Source organism: Lichenibacterium dinghuense (assembly GCF_021730615.1).
GTDB classification, from domain to species: domain Bacteria; phylum Pseudomonadota; class Alphaproteobacteria; order Rhizobiales; family Beijerinckiaceae; genus Lichenihabitans; species Lichenihabitans dinghuensis.
In genome coordinates this window covers 3,642,233-3,659,384 of the sequence record NZ_JAJLMN010000001.1, presented here as the reverse complement: position 1 = coordinate 3,659,384, position 17,152 = coordinate 3,642,233, and the positions used below count along the sequence as shown (strand labels likewise).

General features: G+C 72.8%; 16 protein-coding genes. 10 read left to right on the top strand and 6 right to left on the bottom strand.

Annotated elements, in window-relative coordinates; all coding sequences use genetic code 11:
* Positions 1-13 precede the first annotated feature (13 nt).
* From mdoH to L7N97_RS17480, 4 genes are all read right to left on the bottom strand, one after another.
* A complete protein-coding gene (gene mdoH, locus L7N97_RS17495; RefSeq protein ID WP_237479578.1) occupies positions 14-1,816 on the bottom strand; it encodes a glucans biosynthesis glucosyltransferase MdoH in 1,803 nt (600 codons plus the stop codon).
* A 166-nt stretch (positions 1,817-1,982) separates the two neighbouring features.
* Positions 1,983-2,813 carry an inositol monophosphatase family protein gene (locus L7N97_RS17490; RefSeq protein WP_237479577.1) on the bottom strand — a complete coding sequence of 277 codons (831 nt, stop codon included), beginning with the start codon at positions 2,811-2,813 and terminating at the stop codon, positions 1,983-1,985.
* Positions 2,814-2,898: 85 nt separating this feature from the next.
* Positions 2,899-4,233, bottom strand: a complete 1,335-nt coding sequence (locus L7N97_RS17485; protein ID WP_237479576.1) for a dicarboxylate/amino acid:cation symporter — start codon at positions 4,231-4,233, stop codon at positions 2,899-2,901.
* Positions 4,234-4,342: 109 nt separating this feature from the next.
* Positions 4,343-6,658, bottom strand: a complete 2,316-nt coding sequence (locus tag L7N97_RS17480) for an NADP-dependent malic enzyme (protein ID WP_428981061.1) — start codon at positions 6,656-6,658, stop codon at positions 4,343-4,345.
* Positions 6,659-6,751: 93 nt separating this feature from the next.
* Here L7N97_RS17480 and L7N97_RS17475 point away from each other — a divergent pair, with 93 nt between their 5' ends.
* Both L7N97_RS17475 and L7N97_RS17470 read left to right on the top strand, forming a co-directional pair.
* On the top strand, positions 6,752-6,946 hold the full coding sequence (locus L7N97_RS17475) for a type II toxin-antitoxin system HicA family toxin (protein ID WP_237479574.1): 195 nt from the start codon (positions 6,752-6,754) through the stop codon (positions 6,944-6,946).
* A gap of 59 nt (positions 6,947-7,005) precedes the next feature.
* On the top strand, positions 7,006-7,416 hold the full coding sequence (locus L7N97_RS17470) for a type II toxin-antitoxin system HicB family antitoxin (RefSeq protein WP_237479573.1): 411 nt from the start codon (positions 7,006-7,008) through the stop codon (positions 7,414-7,416).
* A gap of 3 nt (positions 7,417-7,419) precedes the next feature.
* Here L7N97_RS17470 and L7N97_RS17465 read toward each other — a convergent pair whose 3' ends face one another.
* Together L7N97_RS17465 and L7N97_RS17460 are read right to left on the bottom strand one after the other, a co-directional pair.
* Entirely contained in the window at positions 7,420-8,934 is a 1,515-nt protein-coding gene (locus L7N97_RS17465; protein ID WP_237479572.1) for an MDR family MFS transporter, read from the bottom strand.
* 136 nt (positions 8,935-9,070) lie between these two features.
* A complete protein-coding gene (locus L7N97_RS17460; RefSeq protein WP_237479571.1) occupies positions 9,071-9,802 on the bottom strand; it encodes a DUF3750 domain-containing protein in 732 nt (243 codons plus the stop codon).
* Positions 9,803-9,943: 141 nt separating this feature from the next.
* On the opposite strand from L7N97_RS17460, the gene L7N97_RS17455 reads away from it, so the two are divergent.
* The 8 genes from L7N97_RS17455 (at position 9,944) to L7N97_RS17420 (ending at position 17,144) form a co-directional block, all read left to right on the top strand.
* Positions 9,944-10,177: a type II toxin-antitoxin system Phd/YefM family antitoxin gene (locus L7N97_RS17455; protein ID WP_237479570.1), complete on the top strand. Its 234-nt coding sequence runs from the start codon at positions 9,944-9,946 to the stop codon at positions 10,175-10,177.
* Positions 10,177-10,617, top strand: a complete 441-nt coding sequence (locus tag L7N97_RS17450; protein ID WP_255721685.1) for a type II toxin-antitoxin system VapC family toxin — start codon at positions 10,177-10,179, stop codon at positions 10,615-10,617. Before L7N97_RS17455 ends, L7N97_RS17450 begins: the two co-directional genes overlap by 1 nt.
* Positions 10,618-10,697: 80 nt before the next feature.
* The gene (locus L7N97_RS17445) at positions 10,698-11,105 is read left to right on the top strand and encodes a DUF4112 domain-containing protein (protein WP_237479568.1); all 408 of its coding nucleotides are present in this window, start codon (positions 10,698-10,700) and stop codon (positions 11,103-11,105) included.
* A 70-nt stretch (positions 11,106-11,175) separates the two neighbouring features.
* A complete protein-coding gene (locus tag L7N97_RS17440; RefSeq protein WP_237479567.1) occupies positions 11,176-11,907 on the top strand; it encodes an ABC transporter ATP-binding protein in 732 nt (243 codons plus the stop codon).
* Positions 11,908-11,911: 4 nt separating this feature from the next.
* Positions 11,912-13,411 (top strand): hypothetical protein, encoded by a 1,500-nt coding sequence (locus L7N97_RS17435; protein WP_237479566.1) that lies wholly within the window; start codon positions 11,912-11,914, stop codon positions 13,409-13,411.
* A gap of 69 nt (positions 13,412-13,480) precedes the next feature.
* Positions 13,481-14,338, top strand: a complete 858-nt coding sequence (gene fdhD, locus L7N97_RS17430; RefSeq protein ID WP_237479565.1) for a formate dehydrogenase accessory sulfurtransferase FdhD — start codon at positions 13,481-13,483, stop codon at positions 14,336-14,338.
* Positions 14,335-16,062, top strand: coding sequence for an FUSC family protein (locus L7N97_RS17425; protein WP_237479564.1), 1,728 nt, complete (start codon positions 14,335-14,337; stop codon positions 16,060-16,062). Before fdhD ends, L7N97_RS17425 begins: the two co-directional genes overlap by 4 nt.
* Positions 16,063-16,226: 164 nt before the next feature.
* On the top strand, positions 16,227-17,144 hold the full coding sequence (locus L7N97_RS17420; RefSeq protein ID WP_237479563.1) for a branched-chain amino acid ABC transporter permease: 918 nt from the start codon (positions 16,227-16,229) through the stop codon (positions 17,142-17,144).
* Positions 17,145-17,152: the final 8 nt, after the last annotated feature.

The window sequence follows — 17,152 nt, the reverse complement described above, 5'->3', positions numbered from 1 at the left end:
GAGGTCCCGGCGCTCAGGCGCCGGACGCGGCCCGGAGTTCCAGGATCTCGGGCGCCGGCGCGGTGTCGTCCACCGTGACGAACAGGCCCGCGCGGTGCGACAGGCGGCCGAGGTCGACGCGGCTCAAGGCCGAGGTGAGGACGGGGCTCACGATGAGGCCGACGTAGCTCGGGGCGAGCCACAGCGCGTACCAGCCGCCGGCCGCCCAGGCCGAGACCGCCAGGGCGACGCCGACCATCACCTGGGTGGAATGGCAGCGCCAGGCCTCGGCGAGCGTGACGTGGCGGTCGGCGCGCGACTGCGCCACCCAGGGCACGACGCGGCCGAGCACGGTCCACAGCACGAAGCCGGCGTTGACCAGCGACAGCAGCGGCCCGAGCAGCAGCCAGATCCCCTGCTCCAGCGCGGCGCCGGCGGCGAGGCGCCCGGTGCCGCCGAACTCGGCCCGGAGCCGCGCGTCGCCGAAGGCGCGCACGAGGTTGAGCACGCGGGGCACCAGGATCAGCACGGCCGCGAGCGCGAGCAGGCCGGCCGCGGCGGGCCCCCGCTCCGTGGCCCCGTAGGCGAGCAGCCCGAGCCCGCCCTTGGCGCCGAGCCACGGCCCGAGCAGCACCCGCGCGGCGCCGCCGAGCACGAACAGCCACCACAGCGGCGCCGTGAGGTAGCCGCCGATGCCGAGCAGGATGTGGCCGCGGCTGGCGGACTTGAGCCCCGGCAGGCCGAGGATGCGCGCGTGCTGCAGGTTGCCCTGGCACCAGCGGCGCTCGCGGCCCATCAGGTCGACCGTGTTGGTGGGCATCTCCTCCCAGGTGCCGTCGAACTCGGGCAGCAGGCGCGTGTCCCAGCCGGCGCGCGCCATCAGGGCGGCCTCGACCACGTCGTGGCACAGGATCTCGCCGCCGAAGGGCGGCACCCCCGGCAGCACCGGCAGGCGGCAATGGGCGCGGAACGGCGCCACGCGCAGGATGGCGTTGTGGCCCCAATAGGAGCTTTCCGCGCCCTGCCAGAAGTCGAGGCCGCGCAGGGCGAGGGGCGCGTAGAGCCGCACGGCGAACTGCTGGATGCGCGCGAACAGCGTCTCGTGGCCCGTGGCGTAGGACACGGTCTGCACGATGCCGACCCGCGGGTTCTCCTCCATGAGGCGGATCAGCCTGCGGATGGCGGCGCCGCTCATCAGGCTGTCGGCGTCGAGCACGACGGCGAAGTCGTAGGCGTCGCCCGTGCGGTCGAACATCTCCATGACGTTGCCGGCCTTGCGGCCCGTGTTGGTCGCGCGGTGGCGGTAGAACACGGCCGGCAGCTCGGGCGCGGCGGGCATCGCCGCCCAGAGCCGGTGCTCGTCGGCCGCGACCGCGGGGCGGCGGGTGTCGCTGAGCACGTGGATGTCGACGTCGTCGACGCGGCCCGTCCGGGCGATGGACCGGCGGGCGATCTCGACGTAGGCGAAGACGGCCTCCGGGTCCTCGTCGCAGATCGGGACCACGAGGGCCGTGCGGCTCAGCCCCGTCGCGACCGGCTCCACGGTCCCGGCCCGCCGCTCCAGCGGCGTCAGCGCCTCGCGGCCGCGCAGCCAGGAGGCGAAGCCGAGCACCAGCTGCCACACCATCAGGCCCTCCCAGGCCATCACCAGCGCGAAGGGGACGAGCAACGCCCAATCGAGCGCGCCGTGCGGCGCCGACAGGAGCACGCCGACCGACAGGGCGAGCGCCAAAATCGCCAGGGCGAGGCTGGGCAGGACGAGGAGGAGGCGGCGGCCGCGGGCGCGGCGGAGAGACAGGTGGGCGTCGGCGGCGGAGTGGAGGGCAGCGTCGACCAAGGAAGCATCCGCGGTGGGAGGGCGTGCGACGATCATCCCGGACCGTGATTCGGGGGAAGCGCCGAGGGTTCAGTGGCAGTTTCGCGTGACGACGGAATGCGTCACCGCGTCCGGCCGCGCGGAAAAGCGCATGTGACGCAGGGAGAGTCCAATACTGGCAAGCCGTTCACGATGCCACTAAGGCCTCCCTCACCATCTCCCAGCTGTCGCGATCGGGCGCGTTGAGCAGCCCGCCGTCGTGGCGCGTCGGGGAATAGGGCGTCCCGTCGAGGCGGGCGGAATAGCCTCCCGCCTCGGCGTGGATCAGCACGCCCGCGGCGTGGTCCCAGGGCATCAGCTTGGAATAGAGCGCGAAGTCGTAGAAGCCGCCGCAGAGCAGGCGGTACTGGTGCGCGGCGCAGCGGTAGTCGGACGCGTTGGCGACGCGCGGGAAGCGCGACGGCACGCGGGTCCGCTCCTCGTCGGGGAAGAAGGTCCAGGACACGAGCCCGGCCATCTCGGCGAGCGACGGCGCGGGCCCGACGCGCAGGTCGTGCCGGCGCCCGTCGGCGCGCTCCAGCCAGGCGCCCTCGCCCCGCACCGCCGCGGCCCAGTCGTCCTCGACGGGGTCGAGGATCACGCCGGCGACGGTCTCGCCGCGGCGGAGCACGGCCGCCATCATGCCGAACAGCGGCAGGTTCGAGGCGAAGTTCTTGGTGCCGTCGATCGGGTCGATCACGAAGGCGAGCTCGGGCTCGGCGAGCCGGTCGAGCAGCGCGGGATCGCGCTCCGTCGCCTCCTCGCCCACCACCGTGCAGCCCGGGAAGGCGCGGGCCAGCGCCGCCGCGATGGCGGCCTCGGCGGCCTCGTCGGCGTCGGTGACGAGGTCCTGGCGCGAGGACTTCTCGCGCGTGCGCTTCGGCACGAGGCCGCGGAAGCGCGGCAGGACCTCGGCGCGGGCGGCGTCGCGCAGGATGGTGACGAGGGTGCCGAGCTCGGCGGCGGTGAAGGTCGACACGGGGCGGCACCGGGGCGGGAGGGATCGCGTGCCGCTCGTATCGGAGGGAGGCGGCCGCCACAAGCCGGCCGCGCTCCGGGCCGGTTCAGGCGATCTGCGCCTCGACGGCGTCGCCGACCTTGACCGGGTTGCGCAGGGCGGCATCGAGCTGCGCCGTGTCGAGCTCGCCCTCCCAGCGGCTGATCACCAGGGCCGCGACGCCGTTGCCGATGAGGTTGGTGAGGGCGCGGCACTCGCTCATGAACTTGTCGATGCCGACCAGGATGGCCACGGAGGCGAGCGGGATCTCGGGCACGATCTCCAGCGTGGCGGCCAGCGTGATGAAGCCCGCGCCGGTGACGCCGGACGCGCCCTTCGAGGTCAGCGCCGCGATGAGCAGGATCTTCAGCTCCTGCGCGAGCGTCAGGTCGGTGTTGGTGGCCTGCGCCAGGAACAGCACCGCCAGCGTCATGTAGATGTTGGTGCCGTCGAGGTTGAAGCTGTAGCCGGTCGGGATGACGAGGCCGACGACGGGCTTCGAGGCCCCGAGCGCCTGCATCTTGCGGATCATGTTGGGCAGCACGGTCTCGGAGGACGAGGTGCCGAGCACGATGAGCAGTTCGTCCTTGATGTAGACGATGTAGCGCCAGATCGAGAAGCCGGCCGCGCGGGCGATGAGGCCGAGCACGACGAAGATGAACAGCAGGCTCGTGGCGTAGAAGGTGGCGATGAGCTGGCCCAGGAAGGCGAGGCTCTTGAAGCCGAAGGCCCCCACCGTGAACGCCATGGCGCCGAAGGCGCCGATCGGCGCGAAATGCACGATGATGCCGATGATGCGGAAGAACACCTTGCCGGCGGCGTCGATGCCGGCCGCGACGCGCTCGCCGACCTCGCCGAGGCGCGACACCGCGATGCCGGTGAGGATGGCGACGAGCAGCACCTGCAGGAGGTCGCCCTTGGCGAAGACGTCGCCATAGCTCGTCGGGATGATGGCCATCAGGTGGGCCACCACGCTGTCGCCCTTGGCGGCCGTGACGAAGTTGGCGACCGACGCCTGATCCAGCGTCTTGGGGTCGATGTTGAAGCCCGCGCCGGGCCGCACGACGTCGGCCACGATGAGGCCGATCGCCAGGGCCAGGGTCGACACGACCTCGAAGTACACGATGGCCTTGATGCCCACGCGGCCGACGCGCTTCAGGTCGCCCATGGTGGCGATGCCGTGCACCACGGTGCAGAAGATGACCGGCGCGATCATCATCTTGATGAGGTTCACGAAGGCGTCGCCGAACGGCTTCATGTTGGCGGCGAGGCCGGTCTTGCCGGGGAACAGCACGCCCAGCACGGCGCCGATCACGATGGCGATCAGCACCTGGACGTAGAGAAGCTTGTACCAGGGGCGGCGGGGCGCTGCGGCGAGCAGCCTCGGGTCTTCCGCATTCATGGTTCGTTTCTCCCGGATTTTACCGGACCGTAGCGGCGGGGCGGGGCGCTGGAAAGGGGTTTCGGCGCGCCGCTCCGCTCCTCCCCCGCGAACGGGGGAGGGGCGAGGATCAATCGTCCTGCGCGGCTTCCGCGGCCGCCAGCGCCGTCATGTTGACGATGCCGCGCGCCGTGACCTTCTGCACCAGCACGTGCAGCGGCTTCTGCAACCCCAGCAGCATGGGGCCGACCTGGAGGCCGCTGGCCGCGGCGCCGAGCAGCGTCAGGCCGATGTTGGCGGCGTCGAGGTTGGGCATCACGAGGAGGTTGGCGGCGCCTTCCAGCGGGCTGTCGCTGACGAGGCGGTCGCGCAGGGGGGCGCTCAGGGCCGCGTCGGCGTGCATCTCGCCGTCGACCTCGAGGTCGGGCGCCTGCGCGCGGATCAGCGCGAGCGCGCGGCGCATCTTGCGCGCCGAGGGCGAGGAGCCCGCGCCGAAGGACGAGTGGCTGAGCAGCGCCGCCTTGGGCACGACGCCGAAGCGGCGCACCTCTTCGGCGGCCAGCAGCGTCATCTCGGCGATCTGCTCGGCCGTGGGCTCGTGGTTGACGTGGGTGTCGCAGATGAACAGCGCGCCGCTCTGCAGGATCAGCCCCGACAGGGCGTAGACGCGGCTGCCCGCCTCCGGCCGCACGATGGGCAGCGTGTAGGCGAGGTGGCGCGACCAGTCCCCCGTGCCGCCGACGAGGGCCGCGTCGGCGTGGCCGGACTGCAGCAGCATGGCGGCCGGGATGGCGAGGCGGGTCCGCATGCGCCGCGCCGCGGCCTCGGGCGGCACGCCGCGGCGGTCGACGAGCTTCTGGTAGTCCTTCACCAGCGGGCCGAACACGTCGGCGTCCTCGGCCGGGTCGAGCACCGTGACGCCGGCGCCCGCGCGCAGCCGGAGCCCGAGCGCGGCCGCCTTGCGGTCGATCACGGCGCGCGAGCCGATCAGGATCGGCTCGGCCAGGCGGTCGTCGACCACGGTCTGCACGGCGCGCAGCACCCGGTCGTCCTCGCCCTCGGCGTAGACGACGCGCTGCAGCCTGCGCCGCGCCGCCTCGAAGACGGGGCGCATGAGCTGGCCGGAGCGGAACACGAAGCGCTCGAGGTCGCGCGCGTAGGCGTCGAAGTCGGCGATGGGCCGCAGCGCCACGCCGGACGCCATCGCGGCCCGCGCCACGGCGGGCGCCACCTGGAGGATCAGCCGCGGGTCGAAGGGCTTCGGGATGATGTATTCGGGCCCGAACACGGGGGCTTGGCCGCCGTAGGCCGAGGCCACCACGTCCGAGGCCTCGACGCGGGCGAGTTCCGCGATGGCGTTGACGGCCGCGATCTTCATGTCCTCGTTGATCTCGGTCGCGCCCACGTCGAGCGCGCCGCGGAAGATGAACGGGTAGCAGAGGACGTTGTTGACCTGGTTCGGGTAGTCCGACCGGCCGGTGGCGATGATGGCGTCGGGCCGCGCCTCGCGGGCGAGCTCGGGGGTGATCTCGGGGTCGGGGTTGGCGAGCGCCAGGATGAACGGGTCCGGCCCCATGGTCTTCAGCCACTCGGGCTTGAGCACGCGCGGGGCCGACAGGCCGAGGAACACGTCGGCGCCGGGCAGCGCCTCGGCGAGCGTGCGCGCGTCCGTGCGCTTGGCGTAGCGCGCGAGGTTCGGGCCCATGGGGTCGCCGCGTTCCGCGTGCACCACGCCCTTGATGTCGGTGAGCGTGACGTTCTCGATGCGGAGGCCCATCGACACGAGCAGGTCGACGGTGGCGAGGGCCGCGGCGCCGGCGCCCGACGACACGAGACGGACGTCGGACAGCGCCTTGCCGCGCAGCCGGAGGCCGTTGACCAGGGCCGCGGCGCAGACGATGGCGGTGCCGTGCTGGTCGTCGTGGAACACGGGGATCTTCATGCGCGAGCGGAGCGTGCGCTCGATCTCGAAGCACTCGGGGGCCTTGATGTCCTCGAGGTTGATGGCGCCGAAGGTCGGCTCCAGCGCGGCCACGACCTCGATGAAGCGCTCGGGGTCGGAAGCGTCGACCTCGATGTCGAAGCAGTCGATGCCGGCGAACTTCTTGAAGAGGACGGCCTTGCCCTCCATCACGGGCTTGCCCGCCAGGGCGCCGATGTTGCCGAGGCCGAGCACGGCGGTGCCGTTCGACACCACGCCGACGAGGTTGCCGCGCGCCGTGAGGTCGCGCGCCGCTTCCGGGTCCTCGACGATGGCCGTGCAGGCGTGGGCGACGCCCGGCGAATAGGCCAGCGCGAGGTCGCGCTGCGTCGCCATGCGCTTGGTGGGCTCGACTGACAGCTTCCCGGGGGTCGGATAGCGGTGGTAGTCGAGCGCCGCCTTCTTGAAGTCCTCGGCCACGTCGCGTCTCCCCCTGATGTGCTGCGGCGCGGGGCCGCGATTCATCCGCGACAATGGCACGGCGATCCGCGGGGGTGAACCCGGAGAGGTTGGCGCTAAGTGAGCTTCATCGGTCAGCCGGGAGGATGGAGCAGCCCGATGCCGATGGTCGAGACAAACGCGCGGCGGATCCTCGACCGCCTCGCTGCGGAAGGCTGGAGGACGGATGGCGGGTCGAAGCACGCGAAGCTGTCCCATCCGAACAGGCCCGGGATCGTCATCCTGGTCCCCCGCCATCGCGAGATCGCCCCCGGCACGGCGCGCGCGATCGCTCGCGCAGCGGGTTGGATTTGACAGGGCCGGCTCCTCGGCCACCTCATCGGCGGCAGCCGCAGTTCATCGGATCGAACGCCATGGCTAATTACCTAGCATTGATCGAAACGACCGAAGCCGCTTTCGGCCTGATCATCCCTGACTGTCCCGGCTGCTGCGCGATGGGACACAGCTACGACGAGGTCTACGAAAACGGTGTCGAAGCTTTGCGCGAGTGGATAACGGATCGCGTGGCCGCCGGCTTCCCGCCGCCGCGACCGCGAGACGCTTTCGCACTTCGTCGAGATCCCGCGTTGGCCGAGGACTTCGATTCGGGGTCGGTGATCGCGACGCTGCCGCTGCTGCTGGATACGGGGACCGAGATCCCGGCCGACGTCTCGCTCGACGCCGGCCTCCTCCTGCAGATCGATGACGCGGCCAAATTGCGCGGCATCTCGCGCTCCGCCTTTCTGGCGGCAGCGGCGCGGGAGAAGATCGCCATCGGCCGCTGACACCTATTCCATCACCAGCGGGTTCGGCATCTCGGCCTCCAGCGCGTCGTCGAGTTTGCCGGCGCGGCGGTCGCGCAGGGGGCGCTCCTCCATCCACATCAGGAAGGCCCAGGCGAGCCCGAGCCCGAGGCAGGCCGCGGCGAAGACCCAGCGGAACACGCCGGCGAGGTGGGCCGCGTCGGCGCCGCGGATCAGGCTCTCCATGTCGTGGCCGGCGTTGTTCGCCGAACCGCCGAGCACGATGGTGCCGAAGGCCGCCACGATCAGCGCGCCGCCGAGCGAGCGGAAGAAGTTCATCGACGCCGTGGCGATGCCGAGCTGGTGGAAGTCCACCGTGTTCTGGATCGCGATGGTGGACAGCGGCAGGATGGTGCCGAGCCCCATCGACAGGAACAGGAACAGCACCTCCAGAGCGGCGAAGGGCAGGGCGCGGCCTTCCACCGCGATCGCGGCGCAGCAGGCGACGCTGACGCCCATCATGGCGATCGGCAGGCGCTTGTAGTGCCGGAAGTACAGCATGGACCGGCCCGACAGCGTCGCCCCCGTCACGGTGCCGACCATCAGCGGCACCAGGGCCACGCCGGACTGGCTGGCGGTGAGGCCGAGCACGCCCTCCAGGAAGATCGGCACGTAGATGGTCAGGCCGATGAAGGTGCCCATGGCGAAGCAGGCCGCCAGCGTGGCGCTGTAGACCACCTGGTCCTTCAGCACCTCGGTCGGGATCAGCGGCTCGGCGGCCGTCGCGAGCCGGAGGCCGAAGCCGAGGCCGAGCGCGGCCGCGGCGACGAGCAGCGACACCACGACCGGCGAGCCCCAGGGATAGCGCACGCCGCCCCAGCTCAGCGCCAGCAGCAGCGCGCAGGAGCCGAGCACCATCAGGGCCGCGCCGGGCCAGTCGAGCCGGTGGCGGCGCTCGTGGCGGGGCAGCGCCTTGAGCTGGGCGTTGGTGAGCAGGAAGGCGGCGAGGCCGAGCGGCAGGTTGATCCAGAAGATCATCGACCAGTGCAGGTGCTGGGCGAAGAAGCCGCCGAGCAGCGGCCCCGCCACCGACGAGGCCACGAAGACGCCGGCGATGTAGACCTGGTAGCGCGCCCGTTCCTTGGGCGACATGATGTCGCCGATGATGGTCTGCGACAGCGCGATCAGCCCGCCGCCGCCGATCCCCTGCAGCCCCCGCGCCAGGGCCAGCGCCACCATGGACTTGGCCATCGCGCAGGCGAGCGAGCCGAGGCTGAAGGTCGCGATGGCGATCAGCAGCATGATGCGCCGGCCGTGGATGTCGCTGAGCTTCCCGTAGAGCGGGGTCACCGCCGTCGAGGCGAGCAGATAGGCCGTCACCACCCAGGGCAGGTTGACGGCGTCGCCGAGGTCGAGCCCGATCGTCGGCATGGCGGTGGCCACGATGGTCTGGTCGAGGGCCGCGAGCAGCATGGCGGTCATCAGGCCGATGATGATCGAGCGGATCTGGCGGTCGGTGAGGCGGGCGGGGGCGGCGGGCATCGGCTGCGGTGCGTTCATCTCGGCTCCCCGGTCCGCCCGCCTTATGGGCTCGCCGGGGCCAGGGCGCAACGGACTGTGTGCAATTTGTCCGACGATGCCCGCAGCGGCACGCCGTCCGAGAGCTGTGCGATCGGGATGCGGATGTCGGCTTCGCTCACACGCCGATGCGCCCCACCGCAGGCAGCTTGATCCCGGGCCGGCGCAGGTCGATCCCGATCACCCCGCCGAGCAGGTTGAGCTCGATCCCCTCCACCCAGGCGACCGTCAGCCCGACGTAGCCGCCGGCCGACAGCCTGAAGCCGGTGCGCGACGGCGCCCAGGCCAAGACGGTGCCGTCGACCGGGAAGTCCTTGCCGATGGCGGTCGGCGGCAGCACGGCGCCGGAGTCCGGCACGGCGGCCAGCACGGTCTGCACGAAGGTGTTGGAGTTCGGCCCGGGCCAAGCCCTGTAGTCGCCCTGGTTGCGCCAGCGGTAGGTGTCGATGGCGGCGCGCATGCGCGGGATCAGCGCCGCGGCGGCCGGCCCGTCGGCGGAGAACACGGCTTCCGGCGCGCGGCCGAACCAGCGGCCGTCCGGGGCGAAGCCGTTGAGGCGGATCGGGTTGCCCCAGGCGGTGAGGTCGTAGCGGTCGTAGCGCGAGGCGCCGGCCTCCTTCAGAACGAGCCAGCAGTGCACGGCGACGATGCCGCGCCAGCTCACCGTGGGGGCCGCGTAGACCCGCACGGCCGCCGCGGAATGGGCGGCCGCCGACGGCAGCAGGCCGGTGGCGGAGCGATCGGCGCCGCGCCAGTCGAAGGCCGGCGCCCGCCAGTAGAGCGCGGCGCGGACGGCGGCGGGGGCGAAGAACAGGACCAGGAAGCAGAGGGGGATCAGGGTGCGGAGCATGGGGGTCCGGAGGAGCGAGATCCCATCCTATGTGGTGGGCCGGCGTCCCGTGCGCAGCCCCGCCCACGGCGCGCGGGCCGGCTCGTCAACCGCCGGATGCGGGTCTATCGTCGAGCCCCGCATCCGGAACCGGAGAAGGCCATGGTGACCATCGGACTGGACGAGGCCCGCGCCGACATCGCCGCCCTCCTCGACCGCGTCGAGAAGGGCGAGGACGTGCTGATCACGCGGGAGGTCGCCCGCGCGCCAGAGCTGGCCGGAGGGCTCACCATGGAGGAGATCCTCCGACCGCTCGATGAACTGAGGAACAGCCTTCCCCCTTGGGACCGACCGAGCGCCGAGATGCTGCGAGAGCTCCGCGACGAGGGGTACTGATGCTGTACTTCGACACGAGCTTCTTGACGCCGCTGTTCAAGCTCGAACAGAGCAGCCCTGACGTCAAAAAATTCACGGTGGGCCTGACGCCACGCATGCTGGCCATCAGCGAGTGGACGCGGGTCGAATTCGCTTCTGTCCTCGCCAAGGACGTCCGCATCGGCAGGATGACGCCTGTCCAGGCCGGTGCATTGAAAACGGCCTTCGAGGTTGCGGTCGCACAAGGCTACCTCGTTCTCGACGTCGCACGCCGCGACTTCGACCTCGCGCGCCGCCTGCTGTCGGACCACCGCAGCGGCCTGCGCGCGGGCGACGCGCTCCACCTCGCCGTCGCGGCCAACAACGCCGCCGCCGGCGTGTACAGCCTCGACAGGGTCATGATCGCCGCCGGGCTGTCGCTCGGCCTGCCGATGAACGCCGGCTTCGCCGCCGCGATTTGACCGCGCCCGGAGGCCGGCCCGGATTGCGCCCCGCGCGACGCCTCCCCACCTCACGCTCGCCCCCGCCCCGGAGCAGCGCCATGACCTACACCACCATCGAGCACGACGCGGCCCACGCCGCCAGCGCCGCCGAAGCCCTCGCCCGCCTGAAGCGCCTGAAAACCATCGCCTGGGCGGTCGACGGCGTGTTCCGCCTGCCCGGCACCCGGTTCCGCTTCGGCCTGAACAGCGTCATCGGCGCGACGCCCGCGGCCGGCGACGTGCTGCTGGCCGGCATCTCGCTCTACATCGTCAACGAGGCGCGCAAGATCGGCCTGCCCAAGGAGAAGATCGCCCGCATGCTGGCCAACATCGGCGTGGAGGCGGCCGCCGGCGCGGTGCCGCTGATCGGCACGCTGTTCGACATGGGCTTCAAGGCCAACCTCAGGAACATCGCCATCATCGAGGAGCACCTCGGCGTGGCGCCCACCGCGAAGCGCTGGCTCTGAACCGACGCGGACACGCGGCGTCAACGGCTCGGCGCGCAGGATCGCGCGACCTTTCCGAAGAGGCCGACCCGTGACCCCGACCGAACCGGCCCTCGCCCTCCGCTCCCTGCGCAAGGGCTTCGGCGCCGGCGTCCCCGCGGTCGACGGGCTCGACCTCACGGTCGAGGCCGGCGCCTTCTACGCCCTGCTCGGCCCCAACGGGGCCGGCAAGACCACGACGCTGCGCATGGTGGCGGGGCTGATGCGGCCCGACGCGGGCGCGATCCGCGTCCACGGCATCGACGCGGTCGCCGATCCGGTCGCGGCCAAGCGCGTCACCGCCTGGCTGCCCGACGAGCCCCTGCTCTACGACAAGCTGACGCCGATGGAATACCTCGGCTTCGTGGCCGGGCTCTGGTCCGTGGAGCCGGGGCGGGCGCGGCGCCTCGCCGACGCGCTGGTCGAGCGGCTCGACCTCGGCCCCCACCGCGACCGGCGCTGCGAGGGCTTTTCGCGCGGCATGAAGCAGAAGGTGGCGCTGGCCGGCGCGCTGATCCACGAGCCGCGGCTCCTGATCCTCGACGAGCCGCTGACGGGGCTCGACGCCGGCGCGGCCCGCACCGTCAAGGCGATCCTCGGCGAATGCGCGGCGGGGGGCGCCACCGTGATCCTGACCACCCACATCCTCGAAGTGGCGGAGAAGCTCGCGAGCCGCATCGGCATCATCCGCCGAGGCCGGCTCGTCGCGGAGGGCACGGCGGCGGAGCTGGGCGGCGGCGCCCCGCTCGAGGACGCCTTCCTGCGCCTCACCGAGGCGGTGTGACCCGGTGCGCCCCGGCTCCTTCGCCTGGCTGCTGCGCCACGACCTCCGCCTCGGCTGGCGCGACTTCCGCGCGGGCTTCGGCCGCCTCGGCGCGCGCGGCCTCGCCGGCCTGGCGGTCCTGCTGCTCGCCGTCATGCACGCGGCCGTGTGGGGCCTGGCCTCGGAGGCGGGGGCGCTGGCGGCCGACCCCGCCCGGCGCGGCGAGGCCGAGGCGCTGGTGCTGCCGGCCGCGGGCTTCGTGCTGCTCCTGATGCTCGCGCAGACGCTGAACGGCTCGACCAAGCTACTCTACGGGCGCGGCGACCTCGACCTCCTCCTGTCGTCGCCGGCCTCGCCGCGGCGCGTGCTCGGCGCGCGGGCGCTGGCGGTGGCGGTGGGCGCGCTGGCCTCGGCGGCGGTCTTCGTGCTGCCGGTGGCCGACGACGCTCTGGTCCAGGGGCACCCGCGCCTGCTCGCCGTCTACCCGGCGCTCGTCGGGGGCGCGCTGCTGGCCGCCGCCGCCGGGCTCGCCGCCACGATGGCGCTGTTCCGCGCCCTCGGCCCGCGCCGCACCCGTCTCGCCGCCCAGGTGCTGGCGACCTTCGTGGGCGCGGGCTTCTTCCTGTCGCTCCAGTTCCGGAACCTTCTGCCCGAGCTGTGGCCGTCGGGCGCGCTCGCCGACGGCGGCGGGCTCCGCGCCGCCCTGTCCCTGCCCGGCCGCGCCGCGCTCGGCGATCCGGGGGCGCTCGCGGCCTGGCTGGCGATCGCCGTCGCGGCCTTCGCGGCCGCGGCGCTCGCCCTCGGCCCCGGCTTCGCCCGCGGGGCCGCCCTGGCGGCGGGCGCCGCCGCGCCCGGCGCGGCCCGGCGGGCACGCTCGGCGCGCCGCCTCTTCGTGCGCGGGCCCCTGCCCGGCCTGCGGCTGAAGGAATGGCGGCTCATCGCCCGCGACCCCTGGGTGGTGTCGCAGGTGCTGCTGCAGATCCTCTACATGACGCCGCTGATCGCGCTGATGTGGACCGGCAACGGCGCCCCCGCGCTCGGCGTGGCGCCGATGATCGTGGTTATCACCTTCCAGGTGTCCTCGTCGCTGACCTGGCTCGGCCTGTCGGGGGAGGACGCGCCGGACCTGCTCGCGAGCGCGCCGGTGCCGGCGGCCCTGCTGCGGCGGGGTAAGCTGCAGGCCGTGGGCGCGCTCGCGCTCGCGCTCGTGGCGCCGCCGCTGCTCTACCTCCTCACCGTGTCGCCCCCCGACGCCGCCATCGCGGCCGCCCTCGCGGCAGTCGGGCTCGGCGCCGCGGTGCTGCTCCAGGGCTGGCACGGCGCGCCGGGCCGGCGCTCGTCCTTCGCGGCGCGCCACCGCGAATCCAAGCTGATGGGCCTCGTCGAGATGGCGATGTCCGTGCTCCTCGGCCTCGGCACGGCGCTCTGCGTGCTGCGCCAGGCCTGGGCGCTGGCGCCCCTCCTCCTGGCCGGCGCCCTGGTGCTGTGGATGCGCCCGCGGCGGCGGGGCCACGGGGCGCCCTGAAGCGCTGCGCGGGCTTTGCGCGCCCGGACGCCCGCGCCTAGATGGGGTGAGATGCACGGAGTCCCATCGATGGCGCGGCCCCTCGACGACACGCCGGGCGGCCTCCCGCCCGCCACCGCGGCGGCCGGCGCCGTCACGTTCCGCTTCGCCGACGCTCTGCCGCGCGAGGGCGAGCGCCGGGTCGCCGCGGAGGTGCCCGTGCAGGTGTTGTTCGGCGGCGTGCCCTTCGGCATCATGATGGCGACCCCCGCCGACCTCGAGGACTTCGCCTTCGGCTTCAGCCTCACGGAAGGCGTCATCGCGCATCCGGACGAGATCCGCGCCGTGCGGGTCGAGCCGGCCGAGGGCGCGGTGCGGCTCGCGGTGGACGTCAGCGGCGCGCGCCTCCAGGCCCACCTCGCCCGCAAGCGCGCCATGACGGGGCGCACGAGCTGCGGGCTCTGCGGCGTCGACGACCTCGCCGCCCTGCCCCGCGCTTCGGCGCCCGCGGGCGAGGCGCCGCGCGTGGCGCTCGGCGCGATCGGGCGCGCGCTCGGCGCGCTCGACGCCGGCCAGCACCTCAACGCCGCGACCCGCGCCGTGCACGGCGCCGCCTGGGCGACGCTGGCGGGCGAGGTGCTCGACGTGCGCGAGGACGTTGGCCGCCACAACGCGCTCGACAAGCTGATCGGCGCCTGCCTGCGCGCGGGCCGCGACCCGGCCTCGGGCTTCGTCGTGGTGACGAGCCGCGCCTCCTTCGAGATTGTCGAGAAGGCCGCGACCTTCGGCTGCCGCACGCTGGTCGCCATCTCGGCCCCGACCGCGCTGGCGATCGACCGCGCCCGCGCGCTCGACGTGACGCTGGCCGGCATCGCCAGGGCCGATTCCGTCACGGTGTTCCACGGCGCACACCGCATCCTCGCCGGCGCCGCTCCGGCGGCGCCGTGACGGCTCTCGGCGGGGACGCCCCGGCGAGCCCTCGCCGGGTCTGGGCCCGGGTGCGGGCCGCGGTCGCGCCCCACCTGCTCGGCTGGAGCGACTGGGCCTACGCGCTCCATGCCGCGCTCTGCGCCCTCGTCGCGCTGTGGCTCGCGATGTGGTTCAAGCTCGACGCGCCCTACTGGGCCGGCTCCACGGTGCTGATCACCGCCCAGGCGTCCCGCGCCCAGGGGCTGCTGAAGGGGCTCAACCGCGTGGTCGGCACGGCGGTCGGCACCGTGATGGGCGTGACCCTGATCGCGCTGTTCCCGCAGGGCTGGTGGAGCTACCTCCTGGCCCACACGGCGTGGCTGGCGCTCTGCACCTTCGCGTCCTGCCTGCTCAAGGACCAGCAGAGCTACGCCGCGGCGCTGTCGGGCTACACGGCGCTGATCGTCGCCTTCGACAGCTTCGGCGAGCCCGACAAGGCCTTCGCCACGGCGCTGTCGCGCGGCTCCGCCGTGGTGCTGGGGGTGACGCTCTTCACCCTCACGGTGCTGCTGCTGTTCCCGTCCAACGAGGCCGCGTCCCTGCGCGCGTCGCTGCGCTCCTGGCTCGACGACGGGCTCGGCGCCGCCGCGCGTCTGCTGCGCGGCGAGGGCGGCCCGGACGAGGTCGCGCGCTTCCTGCCGCGGCTCGCCAAGTTCGACACGGAGATCGAGAACGGCGCCACCGAGGCCCCTTGGATCCGGCCCCGCAAGCCGCTGCTGCGCGGCGCCGTGCTGGGCCTCGTCGACTGCGTGATGGACGCGGCCGCGCGGGCCGAAGCCCCGCCGGCCCCCGGCGTCGCTGCGGAGGTCGAGTATCTCCGCCCGCGGGTGACGGAGCGCCTGCCGCGCGACGCGCGGGGACGCCCGCTCTGGGCCCCGTGGGCGGCGCGCCCGGCGCCGGTGCGCGCGGCCCGGCGGGCGCGGGGCGGCCTCGGCATCCTGCGCCGCGACCAGGAGCCGGAACACGCCCACCCCGTCTCGCGCGCGGTCGACCGCGACCTGGGCGCGGCCGGGCTCGGGGCGCTCCGGGCGGCGTTCGGCATGGGCTCCGCTTCCGCGATCTGGGTCACCACCCGCTGGCCGAGCGGCTCCGACTTCGTGCTCATCACCGGCATCATCTGCTGCCTCTTCGCGTCGCGGCCCTCGCCGGTCGCGAACGGCCTGCGCTTCGCCCTCTCGACGGTGCTGACGGCCGTCTGCGCACTCGGGGTCGGCTTCTACGTGCTGCCGCTTCTGTCGGGGTTCCGCTTCCTGGCCGCGGTGCTGTTCCCCTTCCTGCTCGTGGGGGCCCTCGGCGTGCGGTCGAGCTGGGCCGCCTATTTCACGCCGCTGAACTTCTTCCTGATGACGATGGCGAACATCAACAACGAGATGAACTACGACCCGCTCACCTTCTTCAACTCGGTCGAGGCGCTCGTGGCGGGGGCGATCTACGGGACGCTGTGGTTCCAGCTCGTCCCGCCGCCGTCGAAGGCCATGGCGGCGCGGTCCCTCCGCGGCCGCCTGTTCCGCGGCGCCCCGCGCATGGCGGCGGGGCGGCCGCGCGCCGCGGAAGCGCGGCTGCTCTTCGCCGAACGGCTCGGCGCCCTGCTGCCCCTGACGCCCGAGTCCGAGCGGGGCGGCCTCGTCGCCGACGCGCTGGCGGCGTGGCGCCGCGCGGATGCGGCGTCCGATCCCGCGCCGATTGACATGCTCAAGAGCTAGGCACTAGCCTCGCCGCGCCGGGTCGGGCCGAGGTCACCCGCCCCGGAGGAAGACGTTTGGGGGCGGAACTGTGGCAGGCCGGTGACATCCACCCGGCATGCGGCTTGCTAGCTTCCCGACATCGTCCGCGCAGAGCCGATGCGCCGAAGGGTATGCCGCCACACATGGACATCTTCCTCCAAGCGATGATCAACGGCGTGACGCTGGGGTCCATCTACGGGCTCATCGCCATCGGCTACACGATGGTGTTCGGCATCATCGGGATGGTGAACTTCGCCCACGGCGACGTGTTCATGCTGTCCGCCTTCGTGGCCCTGATCCTGTTCCTGATCCTGACCCAGATCCTCGGGGTCGCCAACGTGGCGGTCGCCTTCGTGATCGTGCTGATCGGCGCCATGGCGATCACCGCGCTGTGGAACTGGGCGATCGAGCGCGTGGCCTACCGGCCCCTGCGCGGCTCCTTCCGCCTGGCGCCGCTGATCTCGGCGATCGGCATGTCGATCTTCCTGTCCAACATGGTCCAGGTGATCCAGGGGCCGCGCAACAAGACCATCCCGCCGATGTTCGAGAAGACCATCGCGCTGACCTCGGGCGGCTCCTACGACGTCACCCTGTCCTACAAGCAGATCGTCATCATGGTCTCGACGACGGTGCTGATGGCGGCCTTCTGGTACCTCGTGCAGCGCACCCCGCTCGGCCGCGCCCAGCGCGCCTGCGAGCAGGACCGCAAGATGGCCTCCCTGCTGGGCATCGACGTCGACCGCACCATCTCGCTCACCTTCGTGATCGGCGCGGCGCTCGCCGCGGTCGCGGGCGTCCTCTACCTCAGCTACTACGGCGTGGTGAGCTTCGCGGACGGCTTCGTGCCCGGCGTCAAGGCCTTCACGGCCGCCGTGCTGGGCGGCATCGGCTCGCTGCCCGGCGCGGTGCTGGGCGGGCTGCTGATCGGCCTCATCGAGGTGCTGTGGTCCACCTACGTGTCGACCGACTACAAGGACGTGGCGGCCTTCTCCATCCTGGCCATCACCCTGATCTTCATGCCCACGGGCCTGCTCGGCCGCCCCGAGATCGAGAAGGTCTGACCCCATGC